Source organism: Rhodococcus sp. 3258 (assembly GCF_031456475.1).
Taxonomy (GTDB): Bacteria; Actinomycetota; Actinomycetes; order Mycobacteriales; family Mycobacteriaceae; genus Rhodococcoides; species Rhodococcoides fascians.
Map to the genome: position 1 here is coordinate 395264 of NZ_JAVDUT010000001.1, position 18253 is coordinate 413516.

General features: G+C 63.8%; 18 protein-coding genes. 15 read left to right on the plus strand and 3 right to left on the minus strand.

The features are described from left to right. Positions 1-18 precede the first annotated feature (18 nt). From hpaE to J2X62_RS01785, 9 genes are all read left to right on the plus strand, one after another. Positions 19-1551, plus strand: coding sequence for a 5-carboxymethyl-2-hydroxymuconate semialdehyde dehydrogenase (gene hpaE / locus J2X62_RS01745; RefSeq protein ID WP_032393251.1), 1533 nt, complete (start codon positions 19-21; stop codon positions 1549-1551). Between the two features lie 45 nt (positions 1552-1596). Continuing rightward, positions 1597-2748: a 3,4-dihydroxyphenylacetate 2,3-dioxygenase gene (gene hpaD / locus J2X62_RS01750; protein ID WP_057473875.1), complete on the plus strand. Its 1152-nt coding sequence runs from the start codon at positions 1597-1599 to the stop codon at positions 2746-2748. A 34-nt stretch (positions 2749-2782) separates the two neighbouring features. Next, positions 2783-3568, plus strand: coding sequence for a 2-oxo-hept-4-ene-1,7-dioate hydratase (gene hpaH / locus J2X62_RS01755; protein ID WP_310176760.1), 786 nt, complete (start codon positions 2783-2785; stop codon positions 3566-3568). Beyond that, positions 3553-4356, plus strand: a complete 804-nt coding sequence (locus J2X62_RS01760; protein WP_205024331.1) for an HpcH/HpaI aldolase/citrate lyase family protein — start codon at positions 3553-3555, stop codon at positions 4354-4356. Before hpaH ends, J2X62_RS01760 begins: the two co-directional genes overlap by 16 nt. Before the next feature lie 35 nt (positions 4357-4391). After that, the gene (locus J2X62_RS01765; RefSeq protein WP_167325212.1) at positions 4392-5798 is read left to right on the plus strand and encodes an aldehyde dehydrogenase family protein; all 1407 of its coding nucleotides are present in this window, start codon (positions 4392-4394) and stop codon (positions 5796-5798) included. A 59-nt stretch (positions 5799-5857) separates the two neighbouring features. After that, the gene (locus J2X62_RS01770; protein WP_310176771.1) at positions 5858-6394 is read left to right on the plus strand and encodes a MarR family transcriptional regulator; all 537 of its coding nucleotides are present in this window, start codon (positions 5858-5860) and stop codon (positions 6392-6394) included. Positions 6395-6699: 305 nt separating this feature from the next. Further along, a complete protein-coding gene (locus J2X62_RS01775) occupies positions 6700-7539 on the plus strand; it encodes a MoaF C-terminal domain-containing protein (RefSeq protein WP_167325214.1) in 840 nt (279 codons plus the stop codon). Between the two features lie 74 nt (positions 7540-7613). Next, positions 7614-9065, plus strand: coding sequence for an APC family permease (locus tag J2X62_RS01780; RefSeq protein ID WP_032385586.1), 1452 nt, complete (start codon positions 7614-7616; stop codon positions 9063-9065). A 200-nt stretch (positions 9066-9265) separates the two neighbouring features. Continuing rightward, a complete protein-coding gene (locus J2X62_RS01785; protein ID WP_310176778.1) occupies positions 9266-9847 on the plus strand; it encodes a TetR family transcriptional regulator in 582 nt (193 codons plus the stop codon). A gap of 19 nt (positions 9848-9866) precedes the next feature. On the opposite strand, the gene J2X62_RS01790 is transcribed toward J2X62_RS01785, so the two are convergent. Beyond that, positions 9867-10433 (minus strand): TetR/AcrR family transcriptional regulator, encoded by a 567-nt coding sequence (locus J2X62_RS01790; RefSeq protein WP_052053757.1) that lies wholly within the window; start codon positions 10431-10433, stop codon positions 9867-9869. Between the two features lie 79 nt (positions 10434-10512). Between J2X62_RS01790 and J2X62_RS01795 the strand changes: the two genes are divergently transcribed. The 5 genes from J2X62_RS01795 (at position 10513) to J2X62_RS01815 (ending at position 15537) form a co-directional block, all read left to right on the plus strand. Continuing rightward, entirely contained in the window at positions 10513-11307 is a 795-nt protein-coding gene (locus tag J2X62_RS01795) for an SDR family oxidoreductase (RefSeq protein WP_310179259.1), read from the plus strand. 45 nt (positions 11308-11352) lie between these two features. Continuing rightward, positions 11353-12303, plus strand: coding sequence for an alpha/beta fold hydrolase (locus tag J2X62_RS01800; protein ID WP_310176783.1), 951 nt, complete (start codon positions 11353-11355; stop codon positions 12301-12303). Between the two features lie 42 nt (positions 12304-12345). Beyond that, positions 12346-12879, plus strand: a complete 534-nt coding sequence (locus tag J2X62_RS01805) for a DUF6924 domain-containing protein (protein WP_032401212.1) — start codon at positions 12346-12348, stop codon at positions 12877-12879. Between the two features lie 49 nt (positions 12880-12928). Then, entirely contained in the window at positions 12929-13987 is a 1059-nt protein-coding gene (locus J2X62_RS01810; RefSeq protein WP_094718605.1) for a GGDEF domain-containing protein, read from the plus strand. Positions 13988-14049: 62 nt separating this feature from the next. After that, entirely contained in the window at positions 14050-15537 is a 1488-nt protein-coding gene (locus tag J2X62_RS01815; RefSeq protein ID WP_310176789.1) for an FAD-dependent oxidoreductase, read from the plus strand. A gap of 29 nt (positions 15538-15566) precedes the next feature. Here J2X62_RS01815 and J2X62_RS01820 read toward each other — a convergent pair whose 3' ends face one another. Continuing rightward, entirely contained in the window at positions 15567-15974 is a 408-nt protein-coding gene (locus tag J2X62_RS01820) for a DoxX family protein (protein WP_032385784.1), read from the minus strand. Between the two features lie 140 nt (positions 15975-16114). On the opposite strand from J2X62_RS01820, the gene J2X62_RS01825 reads away from it, so the two are divergent. Beyond that, positions 16115-17401, plus strand: a complete 1287-nt coding sequence (locus J2X62_RS01825) for a competence/damage-inducible protein A (RefSeq protein WP_283548606.1) — start codon at positions 16115-16117, stop codon at positions 17399-17401. Positions 17402-17410: 9 nt separating this feature from the next. Here the strand turns inward: J2X62_RS01825 and J2X62_RS01830 are convergent, their stop codons facing one another. Next, positions 17411-18166: an alpha/beta fold hydrolase gene (locus J2X62_RS01830; protein ID WP_167325221.1), complete on the minus strand. Its 756-nt coding sequence runs from the start codon at positions 18164-18166 to the stop codon at positions 17411-17413. Positions 18167-18253: the final 87 nt, after the last annotated feature.

Below are 18253 nucleotides of genomic sequence, written 5' to 3' on the forward strand. Positions count from 1 at the left end.
CCCGATATTGGAGCATTCATGACGAACACTGTCGCCGAACAGGCACAACGCCACGTCCCCACCGACCTTCCCAGCAAGATCCAGCACTACATCGGCGGTGCGTTCGTCGATTCGATCGACGGCGACACCTTCGACGTTCTCGACCCGGTATCCAATGAGGTCTACCTGCAGGCCGCCGCCGGCAAGAAGGCCGACATCGACCGCGCTGTCGAGGCCGCCAAGAAAGCCTTCAAGGAAGGCCCGTGGCCGCGCATGCTGCCGCGCGAGCGCTCCCGGATCCTCCACCGCATTGCCGACATCGTCGAGTCACGCGACGCCCGGCTGGCCGAACTCGAATCCTTCGACTCCGGCCTGCCCATCACCCAGGCACTCGGTCAGGCTCGCCGCGCCGCCGAGAACTTCCGCTTCTTCGCAGACCTCATCGTCGCTCAGGCCGACGACACCTACAAGGTCCCAGGACGGCAGATCAACTACGTCAATCGCACCCCCATCGGGGTCGCCGGCCTCATCACCCCGTGGAACACCCCGTTCATGCTCGAATCGTGGAAGCTCGGCCCAGCACTGGCCACCGGCAATACCGTCGTCCTCAAGCCCGCCGAGTTCACTCCCCTGTCGGCATCGTTGTGGGCGGGCATCTTCGAGGAAGCCGGCCTCCCCGAGGGTGTGTTCAACCTTGTCAACGGCCTCGGCGAAGACGCAGGCGACGCGCTCGTCAAGCACCCCGACGTTCCCTTGATCTCCTTCACCGGCGAATCCAGCACGGGTCAGCTCATTTTCGGCAACGCCGCGCCCTTCCTCAAGGGCCTGTCGATGGAACTGGGCGGAAAGAGCCCGGCGATCGTGTTCGCCGATGCCGATCTCGAAGCAGCAGTGGACGCCACGATCTTCGGTGTGTTCTCCCTCAACGGGGAGCGCTGCACCGCGGGCAGCCGCATCCTCGTCGAACGGTCCATCTACGATGAATTCGTCGAACGCTATGCCGCACAAGCAAAGCGCGTGAAGGTGGGCTACCCGCACGATCCCTCGACCGAGGTCGGCGCGCTGGTACACCCGGAGCACTACGACAAGGTGATGAGCTACATCGAGATCGGCAAGACCGAAGCCCGCCTCGTTGCGGGCGGCGGCCGGGCCGAAGGCTTCGAGCAGGGCAACTTCGTGACCCCGACGGTGTTCGCCGATGTCGCACCCGACGCCCGCATCTTCCAGGAAGAGATCTTCGGACCGGTCGTGGCGATCACTCCGTTCGACACCGACGACGAAGCTCTCGAATTGGCCAACGGTGTCAAATACGGTCTCGCAGCATACGTCTGGACCAACGACCTCAAGCGCTCGCACAACTTCGCCCAGGCCATCGATGCCGGCATGGTGTGGCTCAACTCCAACAACGTCCGCGACCTACGCACCCCGTTCGGTGGGGTCAAGGCTTCTGGGCTCGGGCACGAGGGTGGCTACCGCTCCATCGACTTCTACACCCAGCAGCAGGCCGTGCACATCACGCTCGGCGAGGTACACAACCCGACCTTCGGCAAGGCCGACTCAGCCAAGCACTGACGCAGACAGCACCGACTCCCTTCACCTTTCGACAAGGACCATGACATGACCATCACCCCCGATGCCCCCGAGCCCGTCGTGACGCGCACCAGCCCGATCCGCTCGGCCGACCCGGTTCCCACCCCGCGGGCCACTCCCCCGGATGTATTGCGCTGCGCCTACATGGAATTGGTCGTCACCGACCTCGAGCGTTCACGCAAGTTCTACGTCGACGTACTCGACCTCGTCGTGACCGAGGAAGACGAGAACGCCGTCTACCTTCGCTCGTTCGAGGAATTCATCCACCACAACCTGGTCCTGCGCAAGGGCCCTGTCGCCGGTGTAGCAGCGTTCTCCTATCGGGTACGCAGCCCGGAGGATCTCGACAAAGCCGTCGCGTTCTACACCGAACTCGGCTGCCGCGTGGAACGAAACCCCAACGGGTACAACAAGGGCATCGGTGATTCGGTGCGCGTCGAGGATCCTCTCGGCTTCCCGTACGAGTTCTTCTACGACGTCGAGCACGTCGAGCGGCTCGCGTGGCACTACCACCTGTACACCCCGGGCGCGCTCGTGCGTCTGGACCACTTCAACCAGGTGACCCCCGACGTCCCCCGCGCCGTGGCGTACATGGAGGATCTCGGCTTTCGCGTCACCGAAGACATCCAGGACGAGGCCGGGACGACGTACGCGGCCTGGATGCGTCGTAAGTCCACCGTGCACGACACCGCGATGACCGGGGGCGACGGACCGCGGATGCACCACGTTGCCTTCGCCACGCACGAGAAGCACAACATCATCGCGATCTGCGACAAACTCGGCTCCCTGCGGATGTCCGACCACATCGAGCGCGGACCGGGACGGCACGGTGTCTCGAACGCCTTCTACCTCTACCTCCGCGACCCGGATGGACACCGCATCGAGATCTACACCCAGGACTACTACACCGGCGATCCCGACAACCCGGTCGTCACCTGGGACGTGCACGACAACCAGCGCCGCGATTGGTGGGGCACCCCGGTGGTCCCCAGCTGGTACACCGACGCCTCGATCGTCCTGGATCTCGACGGCAACCCCAAACCGGTCATCGCGCGGACCGACGATTCCGAAATGGCCGTCACCATCGGGGCGGACGGCTTCTCGTACACCCGCAAAGAGGACACCGACGAGATGCCGGACTGGAAGAAGGGCGAGTTCAAGCTCGGCGCACAGCTGTAGTAACGACTCATTCCTCTACGGCACAGGAGAATTCATGCTCCCCCCGAACACCATCACGGCCATCGCCGACCAACTCGAAGAAGCCGAACGGACGCGGACGATGATTCCGCGGCTCACTGCTCGCTATCCCGACATGACCTTCGAGGATTCGTACGCGGTGCAGAACGAGTGGCGTCGACGCAAGGTCGAGTCCGGTCGACGCCTGGTCGGCCGCAAGATCGGCTTGACGAGCAAGGTGATGCAGGTCGCGACCGGCATCACCGAGCCAGACTACGGCGCGATCTTCGACGATCAGGTTTTCGACAACGGCTCGGTGATCGAACACGGACGCTTCTCCAATGTGCGCATCGAGGTCGAACTCGCCTTCGTTCTCGGGAGCCCGCTCGCCGGTCCGACAGCGACGATCTTCGATGTTCTGAAGGCAACCGAGTTCGTCGTGCCGGCTCTCGAGATTCTCAGTTCGCGGATCGAGATGCAGGGCCGCACCATCGTCGACACCATCAGCGACAACGCCGCACTCGGCGCGATGGTCTACGGCGGTAACCCGACCGACCCATCGACTGTGGACATGCGGTGGATATCGGCGCTGCTCTATCGCAACGAGACGATCGAAGAGTCCGGCGTCGCCGCCGCGGTGCTCAATCATCCGGCGACGGGCGTGGCGTGGTTGGCCAACAAGCTCTCTCAGCACGGCGACCGGCTCGAGGCCGGTGAAATCGTGTTGGCCGGATCGTTCACCCGCCCGATGTGGGTGCACCAGGGCGACAGCGTGCTCGCCGACTACGGACCGATGGGAACGATCTCATGCCGCTTCGACTGAACAAGACCTTCCGGGATGCGTTGGCGGAGATGGACCGGCCGCTGTACGGCGGCTGGATCACCACCGGGTCGCCGGTGGCCGCCGAGATCATGGCCGGCTCGGGCCTGGACTGGGTGCTCATCGACATGGAGCACGCACCGAACGGGCTCGAATCCGTTCTCGCCCAGCTGTATGCGGTCTCCGCTTACCCTGTGACGCCGGTGGTGCGGGTACCCGTCGGCGACGCGGTGATCATCAAGCAAGTCTTGGATCTGGGCGCTCAGAACATCCTGGTGCCGATGATCTCGACGGCCGATCAAGCGCGCGAGGTGGCCGCCGCGGCACAGTACCCACCGGTGGGGCGGCGCGGCGTCGGTAGCGCGCTGGCACGATCGGCCCGCTGGAACCGGGTCGAGGACTATCTGGCGGACGGAGCCGATCACGTGTCCGTCTTCGTACAGATCGAGACGGCCGAAGGGGTATCCAACGCAGCGGCTATCGCGGGAACGCCGGGGATCGACGGCGTCTTCCTCGGACCCAGCGATCTGTCCGCCTCGATGGGACTACTCGGACAGCAGAACCACCCTGACGTCGTGGCCGCCGTGAACGATGCGTTCACGGCGATCGCATCCACCGGAAAGCCGTTCGGAGTCAATGCTTTCGATCCCGGCCGTGCCGATTCCTATGCCGAGGACGGCGCACGGTTCCTGCTCGTCGGTGCCGACGCTGCAATCTTGGCGCGGGGTTCCGAGGCCCTCGCCCAGCGCTACATCGATCCATCGGCGCACAGCGCGCGCGCCAGCTACTGATCCTCCAACCCAGTTCGCCGTCGAAAGGACAGACAGTGACCATCACATTCGATTCGCTTCTCAGCGAGATCACCGATCCGAACGGACGCGAGATCCTCGACCCGGCAACCGGGGACGTCGTCGGGAAAGCACCGGTCGAGGGTGTCGACGTGCTCGACGCCGCGATCGCCCGCGCCAAAGCAGCACAGCCTGCGTGGGCGGCGCTTACCGACGAGGACCGCACGGCGCGTCTGCTCCAGGCAGCCGATGCCATCGATGCAGCCACCGAGCCTCTCGCAGAATTACTTTCACGTGAACAGGGCAAGCCACTGAACGGACCCAATGCGCGGTTCGAGGTCGGTGCCTGTGCCAACTGGCTGCGTGCCACCGCGGCAACCGAACTCCCCGGCCGCACCCTCCTCGACGGCGACGACGGCAACGCCGAGATGTACTACCGCCCCCTCGGAGTCGTCGGAGCGATCGGGCCGTGGAACTGGCCCATGATGATCACCGTCTGGCAGGTCGCGCCGGCACTGCGGATGGGTAACACCACCGTCGTCAAACCGTCGGAATACACGCCGTTGAGTGTGCTGGCGCTCGCCACGGTCATCAACTCGGCGCTACCCGAGGATGTGCTGACCGTTGTCGCCGGCGAGGGAGACCTGGGCGCACGCCTGTCGTCGCACCCCGACATCGACAAGCTGATGTTCACCGGGTCCACCCGCACCGGCCAAGCGATCATCAAGAGCTCCGCCGATACGGTGAAGCGGCTCACCCTCGAACTCGGTGGCAACGACGCCGGCATCGTGTTGCCGGATGTCGATCCCAAAGCCATTGCGCAGGATCTGTTCTGGGGTGCCTTCATCAACACTGGACAAACCTGTGCCGCCCTCAAGCGCCTGTACGTGCACACCGACGTCTACGACGCGGTCTGCACCGAACTCGCGGCAGTCGCGGAGGCGATGCCGATGGGCCGCGGTCTGGATGAGGACAACGTGTTGGGCCCGTTGCAGAACAAGGCGCAGTACGACATCGTCGCGAATCTTGTCGAGCGCGCCCGCGAATCCGGTGCCACCATGCTGGTCGGCGGAAACCCGGACGCCGACGCCCCCGGGCACTTCTACCCCACGACTCTGGTGTCGAACATCGACAACGACAACGCCCTGGTGACCGAGGAGCAGTTCGGCCCGGCCCTACCCATCGTTCGATACGAAACAGTCGACGAGGCAATCGAACTCGCCAACGGCCTCGATGTCGGACTCGGAGCTTCGGTGTGGAGTTCCGACCGCGATGCTGCCCGAAAGATAGCCGCTCGGATTCAAGCCGGCACGGTATGGATCAACAGCCACGGTGGCGTACACCCGATGGTTCCGTTCGGCGGCATCAAGATGTCCGGCTACGGCCTCGAATTCGGCGTCGACGGACTCAAATCGGTCTCGGCACCACAGGTCATCAACGGCTGATCGAACCGCATCGGCGTGCTCGGCCGGGCACGCCGATGCCGGTCCGATACCGTGGGACGGTGACCGCCGACTCCATCGACCCCGCTCAGCTCGACTTCATGTCGTTCGTCGAGTTCGCCGTCGAGAAGGCGTCCACGGAACTCGAACAGGTCGATCCGGTTGCCATGCGGTTGGTGCTCGAGCTGCATCGAGTCACCGGTGCCGTGGTCTACGACCTGGAATCGAGCGTTCATCGCCCCAGTGGCTGGACATGGTCGGGTTTCCGAGTGTTGTTCGTTCTGTGGCTCGTCGGGCCGAGCGAATCGAAGCGCATCGCAGAGCTGGCAGGCATCAGCCGCTCTGCCACGTCCGCTCTGGTCAAGACCTTGATCAAGGACGGTCTGGTGGAATCGGAACGGTCCATCACCGACGGCCGAGCCCTGACCGTCTCGCTGACAGAATCCGGGCATTCCGCCATCACGGACACTTTCGCGGCTCACAATCGTCGCGAACAACTCTGGGCCGAAGCACTGACAGGCGAAGAACGCCTGATTCTCACCGGACTTCTGCAAAAGCTGGCCACCGCGATCGATCAGGACGGCATCAAACGGCGCTGACCGCTCGCCGACGGAGCAAGTGCTCCGGATCTGCCCTCGCCGCACGGTACGCATCCCGAAAACCGTTCCGACGCAGGGCGTAACGGCCACCTCGCGGATTCGATTCGTTGTGCATCCCCGACGGATATGTCCGATTCCTGTTTCCACCGTGTTGCACGCGTAAACAAATCGATCAAACCCTTGATTATTTCCGTCCGATCGGTCATAGTTGTGCCACGGGTCACAATCGACCATCTGTTCAGTTTGCGCGGTGATCACCCGCCGGTCACCGAACACGACGCGCCGTCACCTTCGAGAGGTATGAAATGAAGACTGCAACAACACCGTTCAGCTGGAGCAAAGAAGACTGGGCTCCGCTCACCGAAATGGCCGACGGCTTCGACGAGTACCTGCCCGACCTCAGCCGGGCGCTCGATGGCCAGGAGATCGTGCTGGACGCCCAGTACCTCGACGGCGGTAGCGACTTCACTCTGTCCCAGAAATTCTCCGGTTCGGCAGTCGAGTGGGCCGTGTTCGAGAACGGCACCGAGACCGCGCGCGGAACCGACAGCTACGAGCTGTTCGAGATGCAGCCCGGACTGTTCTACATCCACTACCTGCGGGCCGGGGAGGATCACCCCGTGGCCTTCAGCGCCGCGATCGACACCGCCAGCGGACAGGTCACCGGAGCGATCGGCGAACTCGGACTCGACCCCCGGCCGGAAGCAGCGCGCCAACACTGGTTCCAGGGCCAGATTGCTGGATCCGGTGCCACGCCCGAGGACGCGCACACTGTCACCGACGAGCTGATCGGGCGCCGCGTCCGGTACGCATACAGCGGTGAGGACGTCTACGACCACGTCTACTTGAACGAGAACATCTTCACGTGGCTGTGTGTCGGCGGTACCGAGCTCGGAGTCGGTGACACCGAACGCTGCACCTATTTCAAGCTGCGCGACAACACGTACCTCTTCTCTTGGCTGGAGAAGAACCTGGGCGTCGAAGGCATGGTTCTCATCGACCTGGCAGCCCACCGCACGGTCGGCATCCAGTTCGCCCTCGATCAGTACAGCGGAGAACTGGTGAATCTCACGATGGGCTCCTACGCCCAGGAATTCGAGCGCACGCCGTCGATCGACGCTGCGCGTCCGGGCCCCTCGGCCTGATCGCTCGTTCCTTACGCATTCGGCCGAACACCACCTATTCGATCCTGCTCCACCTGCCACCCCGGAGATGCCCGATGTCCACCACACCACCCTTTTCGTCGAACGCAGCACCCCAGTCAGGTTCCTCCGAACGATCCGGATTGCGTCCGGGCACGTTGGGCGTCGGGGCCATCATCTTCTTCGTCGTTGCCGCCGTGGCACCCATGGCCGCAGTCATCGGTGCCTCACCGGTCGTGTTCTCGGCCAACGGCGCAACGGCACCACTGGTCTATCTACTTGCCGCTGCACTGTTCGTGATCTTCTCCTCCGGGTACGTCGCCATGAGTCGGCACATACGTAACGCCGGTGGGTTCGTGGCCTACATCGCGCAGGGACTCGGTGCGCGGGTCGCCACCGCAGGCGCAGGACTGGCAATCCTGTTCTACGGCAGCCTGCAAGCGGCACTGTGGTCACAGTTCTCGGTATTCGCGAACGCCTTGATCGCCGACCATCTCGGCATCGACATTCCCCCGTTGCTCATCGTGCTCGTCGTCCTCGCGGTGGTGACCACTCTGACCGTCGTCGGGGTGGACCTCAGTCTCAAGGTCCTCGGAGTTCTCGTCGCCCTCGAGATCGCTGCACTCGTCGTGCTCGACGTTGCCATCATCCTCGGTGGCGGCGGACCGTCCGGTAACTCTCTGGCCGCGTTCGATCCATCCGACCTGGTCGGCCCGGGTCTCGGCGTAGCGTTCCTGTTCGCCTTCGCGTGCTTCACCGGATTCGAAGCAACAGTGGTGTTCTCGGAAGAGGCCAAGAACCCACGTCGCACCATTCCCCGCGCCGTCTACGGATCCATCGCCTTCATCGGCCTGTTCTACGCCCTGACCGTGTGGGCGATCGGCAATTCGGTCGGATCGGATTCGGTTCAGGCTGCGGCCACCGATGACCCCGCCGGATTCGTGTTCGCCGTGGCGGAAAACGAGGTCGGGTCCTGGCTGGCGACCTCCCTCGAGGTTCTCGTCGTCACGAGTTTCGTCGCCATGCTCATCGGCTTCCAGAACATGTTCGCTCGCTATCTCTACGCACTGAGCAGAGCCGGCGTTCTGCCCGCTCGACTCGGTACCGTCACGGCCAAGTCGGGCACACCCGCAACCGCCGCTCTCTGCGTAGGTGTACTCATCGCTGTCGTCGTCGCCGGTTTCGGACTCGCCGGCGCAGATCCCATCACCGTCACCTTCAGCTGGCTTCTCTCGCTGGGCACCGTGGCGCTGATCGTGATCCTGATCCTCACATCCGTGTCCATCATCGCGTTCTTCGCACGGAACACGTTGGAGACCAACCCGTGGACGACGAAGATTGCGCCTGCGCTCTCGATCGCCGGATTCGGATCCGTGGCCTACATTGCGGTCACCAACTACGACGTCCTGCTCGGTGGCCAGGGCGGAGTTGCTCAGTGGCTGCTCCTTTTGATTCCCGCGGTGTCGGTCGCCGGGTTCGCCTGGGCCACAATGCGTCCCGCCATCAACTACGAGGCCGAATTGGTCTGAATTCCATCGATCCGGACGCCACCGCTTCGCCTCGCGGATCGGTCGGCGTTCGCCGCATTCGAGGGTATGACACCGTACAGCGTGCCCGAGGCCGCACCAGCGATGCTCTCCGAATCACCGTTGCTTCGACCACATCTCGGATCGCAAGCTGGGTACGGTGAGTAGCGCATCTTCGAGCCGACAGAATGGGGGCACGGTACATGGCCGTCGAGCAGAGAGTTCACGAGTCCCGGTACGGTACCGGCCGCGACGCCCTGCTGGACGCGACCGTTCGAGCGGTCGCCGAAGACGGGCTTCGTCGCCTCACCTACAGGCGGGTTGCCTCGGAGGCCGGTGTCGGTCACACACTGGTGGCACACCACTTCGGATCGATCGACACTCTCGTCGAGGAGGCGCTGCACCGTTCTTACGTTCGCAGTGTCGCTACCATCACCACCCGGCCCGGTAGCGGCGATCTGAACGCGCTGTTCGCAGGGCTGTCCACATTTGCGGACGACGATGCGATCGATCAGGCGTTTCAATTCGAGTTGATGCTGGAGTCACGCCGTCGTCCGAAGCTGAGGCCCCACATCCAGCGCGTACGTGACGCGTACGTCGATGCCATCGGCGCGGAACTGACGCTGGCAGGAATCGACACCGATCCAGCTCTGAGCCACCTCGTCTACTCGGCTGCAGAGGGCCTGATACTCGAGCAGATCACCGGTGACGACCGACAGGCGACGGACAGCGCGTTGATCCACCTTCGTCGATTACTCGTACCCCGCCGGGCCCGCGAGCGATAGCCGGACCGAATGTGCCGCCCTATTCGGCCGCGGAGGCATGCGTAGCCGGAGGTATGGTCGCGACCAATCGATCGATCACCGAACGGACGACCTCCGGAGCCGGGGCGTGCGTCAGCAATCCCTCCACGACGAACGTCCCGATGCGCAGCATCGCATCGGCTTCGGACCCGGACAGTCCAGCCTTCTCGATATCGGAAACGAACAACGATTCCGCGAAGTGGTGGAAACCGTTGTGCCAGTGCTCGATTGCTGCCGACTTGGCAACTCGATCGTGCACCGTCGATACCAGAGGGCCCACCCTCTGCAGTTGCTCCACGAGCCAGACCAAACGGTCGGCCAGGGATCGATCCGCAACGGTCGCATAATCTGCCGCATCCTCGGCCGCGATGGCGGTCAGCACTGCGACCAGAATGTCATCCTTGTCGTCGAAGTACCAGTACACGGTGTTCGGGGTGATCCCGACAGCTTTCGCCAGACGGCTGATCGATGCGCGCTCGAAACCGTCGGATACAAACATCTCGCGGGCGGCGGCGACGATGTCGTCGCGCTTGCTCTCTCTGTCGTGCAGTCCGCGATTCTTGGGCATGTCTCGGAGTTTATCTTGAATGCCATTCAAGACACTGCTACCGTTCTTGATGACCGTTCAAGAGATGGAGACGTGGCAGATGCCGAACACCGGACGCACAGCCCTGATCACCGGCGCATCAGCAGGCATCGGCGCGGCCTTCGCCCGTCACCTCGCCGCCGAGGGACACAACCTCGTTCTGGTAGCCCGTCGCGAGGATCGGTTGACTGCACTGGCAGACGAGCTCACCACGCGCCACAGCGTGCGGTGCGACGTGGTGGCCGCCGACCTGGCCGATCGCGACGCTCCCCGCGCGATCATGGAGCGCACGCGAGCCCTGGGTGTCGACATCGACATACTCGTCAACAATGCTGGAATGTCCGGGAATTCGAAGTTCGCCGACGCTCCATTCGAGTCGCTGGCCGCGGAGATCCAGGTGATGATCACGGCGGTGACCGAACTTGCTCACCTCACTGTTCCTGGCATGAAAGAGCGAGGATACGGGCGCATCGTCAACCTCTCGTCGCTGGCGGCCCTACTTCCCCCCGCAGCCAGTCTGCTGTACACCGGCATCAAGTCCTACGTACTCGACATGTCGCAGTCACTCGACATGGAGCTGCGTCCCCACGGCATTCACGTCACCGCGCTCTGCCCGGGCTTCACGCACAGCGAGTTCCACGACGTCATGGGGACCAGGGAGGCGGCCACGTCCAAGCTCCCCTCGATCCTGTGGCAGAACCCCGAGGACGTCGTTCGCGAGGGATGGCGCGCGGTCGAGAACGGCACTCCGGTGTGCGTGCCCGGGTTGGTCAACAAAGCGACTGCTGTTGCAGCCAAACCGATTCCGACAAGCATCGGGTACTACCTCGGCAGGACACTCAATCCCTTCAAATAACGAGTTTCGATCCATACAGTCTTTGCTGAACAGAGGAACAATCGCATGATCACCGACGACCACACCGGTTTCACCCGTACCGAGACGTCATTCCACTCGAACGGAGTTCGTTGCGCTGCTACGGTTTTCCGGCCACGCAGCCCGGTCTCCGACCGTCTGCCGGTGATTGTCATGGCCCACGGGTTCGGTAGTCCCCGAGCCATGCGCCTGTACGCCTACGCGGAGCGTTTCGTCGCGGCCGGTTACGTGGTGTGCGTCTTCGACTACCGGTTCTTCGGGGACAGCGAGGGCGAACCGCGCCAGCTGTTGGACGTGAACGAACAGCTCATCGACTGGCGAAACGCCGTCGACTTCGCTCGCTCATTGGACGGAGTCGACAACAATCGGGTCGTCGGCTGGGGGACGTCGTTCGCCGGTGGCCACGTACTGACGTTGGCGGGCAACGGGGTTCGATTCGCAGCCGTCATCGCCCAGGTACCCCACATCGACGGCATTGCTGCCGTTCGCGCAACCGGATTGCGACAGGCTGTGCGGCTGGCACCGGCCGCCATGTCCGACGGTGTGCGCGCTGTCCTCGGCCGATCGCCGCGCTACGTCGACAGCGTCGGACTACCCGGCCAACGAGCCGTGATGGTCTCGCCCGACGCGATGAAGGGGCGTGACCGTCTCGTCCTCGAGTCCGGACTGTCCGACGGTGACTACCCCGAAACCGTCGCTGCACGAATCCTTCTGAAGATCTGGCGCTACTCCCCCGGGAGAACGATGTCACATATCGACTGCCCCACTTTGGTGCAGATTGCGTCCGAAGACACAGTGACCCCGGCGTCCGTCGCACAACGCGCCGCCGCGAAAGTTCGCGGTGCGACGGTTCGAACCTACGTAGGCGGTCATTTCGACCCGTACGTGGAGCCGCTGTTCTCCTCGGTGATCGGAGATCAGCTGGCCTTCCTCGTCGATACTGTGCCCGTGCAGCTCCGGGCTGTCCCCTCCGCCTGACCGCACGTTCGGTGCACCCCACAGTTCTCGGATTGGATCACCATGCCCGACGGCGCGAGCAGCTCCGAACTCTGGCTGTTGCGAACATATTTCGGTGAGGACGACGACGCAATCTGGACGTCCTTGACGGAGTCGGCGCGCAGCACACGATCTGCCGTCCCGGGTGCCGAGCTGGTCGTGTCGTCGGACCGAACACAGTGCCAGCAGCGTATTCGACGGGTCGTCGCACGACTGGCGACGCGCGCCGAGGCGAACGACGGACTGTATGTCGCGCTTGCCGACAAGCAGACGTTCGCGCGCCCGGATCGAACGCTGCTCACCATCGACTGTTCGGCGGTTCCGCGCAACGCCGAACGCATACCCTCGACTCGAATGACTCCGGACAGTGCCTTCCGGTTGGGCATCGACGGGCATGCACCGAAGATCGAACCGGCCCGGTTGTCGAAACCGAAACAGGCGACTACGTTTCACCACTCCGAGCCCCTCGCCGCCGACCTCGCCGACCGTGTCGGGGAGGCAGTCCGAGCCAGTCTGCGCTGGCGATCGGACATGACACGAGACGGTTTCGGTGGGTAGACATCGGGACTCACCGGCAAGACGTGCGCCCACCGAGCGACCGGCCGGCATGCGGGCGAACGACGAGACACCCGACCCGCTGCTGCGGACGGGGGTTGTCGTTCAGACTCTGCTGTTCGGGATGCTCGGCATCGGCACCACGTTCACGCAGGACGGCCCCACCGAAGGACTCGGCACCGTACTGACCTACGCCGTGTGCATCAGCACGATTCCCGTCGCCCGGATCATGAGCAAAGCCGAATTCGGGATGGACTGGTGGTCTCGCCGCGCACCCGTCAACAACTGGTTCGTCGTGTATTGCGAACTCGGTGTCACCGTGGTGACGGCAACCTACGCCGATCCTCTTGCAGCGCTTCAGGGTGCGATGCTTCTCGCACTGGTCGGTGCGTACGCCGCGCACTTCGCTCGACCGAAAGTGATCTGGTTCCACGTCGGGTGGAGCACGGTGTACGTGCTCGTACTCGGAGCATCAGCATTGGCGACAACCCCTACCGACACCGTATCGGTCGTCCTACGAGTCGTGGTGGCCATCACGGTGATCAACGGCGCTGTCACGCTGCTGTCGGCGTTCTCACGAGCAGTACTGCACTCCTCTCGGGTTCATCTGTCCGACGCGATGACCGACCCACTGACCGGAGTGCTCAACCGGCGAGGCCTGGAAGCCAGAGCAGTCGGTGTCGGCAACGACCCCGTTCGCCCGGCCTTGTTGCTGATCGATATCGACCACTTCAAAGCCGTCAACGACCACCACGGCCACTCCGCGGGCGATGTCGCGTTGAGGCTGACGGCAATGCGATTGACCATGAGCGCCGGCCGACACGCGACGGTCTCACGACTGGGCGGCGACGAATTCGTCGTCCTCGTCCCGGATCCGACACCGACGCTCGGCGAATTCGCCGAGCGCCTTCGACAGGCCGTCCATAACGTCGCGGACGACATCCCGATCACCGTCAGCGTCGGTGCCGCACTGCCACAGGTGGATCCACGCTCCACCCGCACCGTGTTCGACCGAACACTCGCCGCCGCCGACGAGGCTTTGTATCGCGCGAAACGCAACGGCCGCAATTGCGTCGCTCTTGCGCGTCCGCCCGGCGATATCGTTCACTGACGACGGCGTACGGCGATCTGGTTTTCCGGGTTTCGCGACGACGAAGGCGGGAACTCGGTTGTATGCCGCCCAACTCGCTCTGGCTCGACCGACCCGACCGCTTGCCCTACCGCGCGATCGATTTCACCCAGAAGTACGACACCGTGGTCATCGGGGCCGGACTCACAGGTTTGGTCACCGCCCTGCTGTTCGCACGAGCCGGAGAACGCGTCGCGGTGCTCGAAGCCCGCACGATCGGTGCCGTCGCGACGGGAAACACGACAGCCAAGATCAGTGTTCTGCAGGGCACGAAGTTGTCGTCGATAGCGTCGAAACATTCGCAACAGCAGGTGCGACGTTACCTGCAGGGCAACACTGCTGGGCAGCAATGGCTGCTCGAATACTGCGCGGAGCGGGGTATAGCGGTCCAACGCGAGACGGCGTACACGTACGCCACGACCAGTTCCGGTCTCACCGCCGTTCGCGATGAATTGCGCGTCGCTCTCGGTGCCGGACTGAACGCCTCCTACGGCACCGACACCGAACTTCCCTTCGATGTCGCCGGTGCCGTGTCTGTTCCGGACCAAGCTCAATTCGATCCGATGGACGCCCTCATTGCCTTGGCCGAGGACGCCTCGAGCGCGGGTGCGGACATCACCGAAGGCACCCGAGCACTCGGTGTGAGACGAAGGCTTCGTCACGTCGACGTCAAGACGGATCAGGGTCCACTCCGCGGGTCGCGGGTCGTCTTGGCCACTGGCACACCCATTCTCGATCGTGGTGCATTCTTCGCTCGAATGGAACCGATGCGGTCGTATGCCGCCGCGTACGAGATCGACGGCGACGTTCCACGCGGACTGTACCTCTCGGCCGACTCCCCCAGCCGATCGATCCGGTACGCGCCCACCCCGGCCGGCGATCTACTCCTCATCGGAGGAAACGATCACGTCGTCGGGCGCGAGTCTTCTCCGCAGGCCCAGGTGAACGACCTCGACGAGTGGACCGCAGAGAATTTCCCCGGGGCCCGACGACGATACAGATGGTCTGCGCAGGACTACGGGTCGATCGACGCGCTGCCGTACGCCGGACCGCTGCTGCCCGGCGACGATCGCATCTGGGTCGCCACGGGTTACGACAAATGGGGAATGACCAATGCTGCGGCCTCCGCGCTCGTTCTCGCACAACGGGCGTTCGGCGGTCGAACCTACTGGGCCGGCGCGTACGACAGCTGGAATCTGCGCCAACTCACCGGCATCGTCGACGCGATCCGTATCAATGCCAACGTGGGACTGAACATGACGAAAGGATGGGCGAAACCGATCACCGGGGGCACGAAAACCCCACTGGTCGAGGGTCAGGGCCACGTCGAGCCCGGCATCGCACCGAAGGCTGTCTGCACCGTCGGCGGCGTCACCCACCGCGTGTCTGCGGTGTGCCCACACCTCGGCGGCATCGTGGCGTGGAACGATGCCGAGAAGTCCTGGGACTGCCCGCTGCACGGTTCGCGATTCGCTGCCGACGGCTCCGTGTTGGAGGGTCCCGTCACGTCGGGTCTGAATCCGTTGTCCTGACTCGTACAGATGAGTCGAGCAGCGTCTCATTACCGCACGATCGGCATGACCTGACGCACCTTCGGATCCCGTAGGTACAGCGCACCCCATGCAAGAATCCCGACGTAGACCGCGAACAGGACCGTGCTGAAGAGCGGCTTGTCGACCCGCCAGTTGGTGAGAACGGCACCACCGAGATAGCCGGTCAGGAGAACGGCACCCAGAAATGCGGTGCGCGGCACCAAGTACAGCACCAAGCACACCAGTAGCACGACGCCGATGACGGGCGTCATCTCGTCGCGCAGCCCCAATTCCACCGTCGCGTCTTTCACCTGCTGCACATTCAGCAGTTTGCCGACGATATCGAAGATCAGAAACAGCGCCAGCAGGCCGGTGAGGACCCAGCCGACGCGTGCAGCGGTACGTGACGTGGTTGCAGGAGTGGTCGTCGTGGTCATGATGTTCTCCGATGTTCGAGATGCACGATGTCGCCGGTATCGACTGCCGTCGGTACGGAAACTCACCGCGGCCCCGGATTCGGTGTCGATCGAGCCACCGTCGCGAGTCCACTCGAACCCGGTGACAGTAAAGTCGAAGAATGTCAGTGCGAGCAGGTGTTGTGGTCACGGGAACCGAGGTTCTTTCGGGTCGGGTGTCCGACAGGAACGGCCCATGGGTCGCCCAACGTCTCTTGGAACTGGGCGTCGACGTCGCCCACATCACCGTGTGCGGGGACAGGCCCGATGATCTCACCGCACAACTTCGTTTCCTCGCCGATCAGCGTATGGACCTCATCGTCACCACTGGCGGGTTGGGGCCGACCGCCGACGATCTCACGGTCGCGACCGTTGCCGCGCTGTACGGTCGAGAACTTCGGCTCGACGTCGAACTCGAGGAGCGCATCAACACAATCGTTCAGCGTTGGCGGAGTCGCCTGAGTTCCTCGCCCGATTCGGAGCCCCTTCTCGCGGGCATCCGCAAACAAGCCATGATTCCGGAAGGGGCGCAGTCCATTTCGCCGACCGGCACTGCTCCCGGCGTCGCGATACCAGCGAGCGACTCCGGGATGCTGCCTGCGGTTCTGATTCTGCCGGGCCCACCGCGCGAACTACAGGCCATGTGGCCCGAAGCTGTCCAGACAGCGCCGGTCTCGCGAGTGTTGGCCAGGAGTGCCGCGGTTCGCCAGGACACCATCCGCGCGTACGGTCTGTCGGAGGCCGACCTCGCGGCGACCTTACGAACAGCGGAGCGCGAGGTAGCGGGATTCGGCGACCTCGAGATCACCACCTGCCTGCGTCTCGGTGAACTCGAAATGGTGACGCGCTATCCAGAATCAGCGGCGGCCGCATACGCCGACGTCGCAGCACTCATCGAAAAACACTATGAAGCACAGGTCTTTTCGACCGACGGATCCACGATCGACGACATCGTGGCGAGTCGCTTGACGGGCCGTCGCATCGCAACGGCAGAATCGTGCACGGGCGGCATGATCGCCGCGCGTCTCACCGACCGTGCCGGGTCGTCGGCATATGTGATCGGCGCGGTGGTGTCCTATGCAAACGAAGCGAAGACCGAACTTCTCGGTGTTCCAGCCGAGGTCATCGACCAGCACGGAGCCGTGAGCGAACCGGTGGCTGCACTGATGGCGGAGGGCGCGCTATACCGGGTCGGCGTCGACATCGCTGTCTCGACCAGTGGCATCGCAGGCCCCGGCGGTGGCACCGAACTCAAGCCCGTCGGCACCGTATGCTTCGCGATTGCCGTCCGCGATCAGCCGACCGTCACCCGGACACTTCGACTGCCCGGTGACAGGGCAAGTGTGCGTTCGCTTTCCACCACCGCAGCGATGCACATGCTCGCCGACGCCCTGGAGCCGACGGTCTGATTCTTGTGGTCAACGACCGACGATGGACTCCTCGATCGTCTTCGCCACCAGTGCCGCATCGTCGATCATCGGCACATGGCCGACGTTTGCCAGCGTGACGAAATGCGCCCCGGGTAGCCGCTGACGGGCCGCAGGGACGAAATGTTCGGGCGGGAAGATGCGGTCTCCACTCGACCACGCCACGGTGACGGGGCATGGCATTTCGGTGAACGGTGCCACGCTCTCGCGGGTGTTCAACAGGTCGTGAGCCGCATCGCATCCGACGAGGTCTTCGAATGATGCGGCAGCCTGCTGGTGCGTCATCTGCTTGCCACGCAACGCAATATCACGCATGGCGAGCTGACGGACGAACCCGAACCGCATCAGCGGCGGCATCAGTGAGCTGGTGGCGTCCGCCAGCTTCTTGGTTCGGATCAACGTCGCCCGACTCTTACCGGGATCGGCGTCGGGCTCCCAGAAACCGGCGGGCGAGAGCGCGCACACCGACCGGGCCCGGCCTCTGCGAGCGAGCTCGATACCCATCCACCCTCCCATCGAATTGCCCGCGATGTGCACGGTGTCGAGACCACGATCATCGAGCAGCTGCTCTGTCACATCGGTCAGAGCACCGATGCTCGCGTGATCGAGACGATGTCCACCGCGATGACCCGCTGCGGTCGGGACGACGAGGTCGTAGTTCCTCTCGAGCAACGGTGCGACGGTGTCCCACGCTCGAGCCGACATCGTCACTCCGTGCAGCAACAGAAGTGGAGGTTTGGTGCTCATCGATTGCTCTCGTTTCGTCGACGGTGACATGCCCCGACGCGCCACCACTCGAAACTCGGTTGCCGCGCAGCTCGAGACGCTACACGC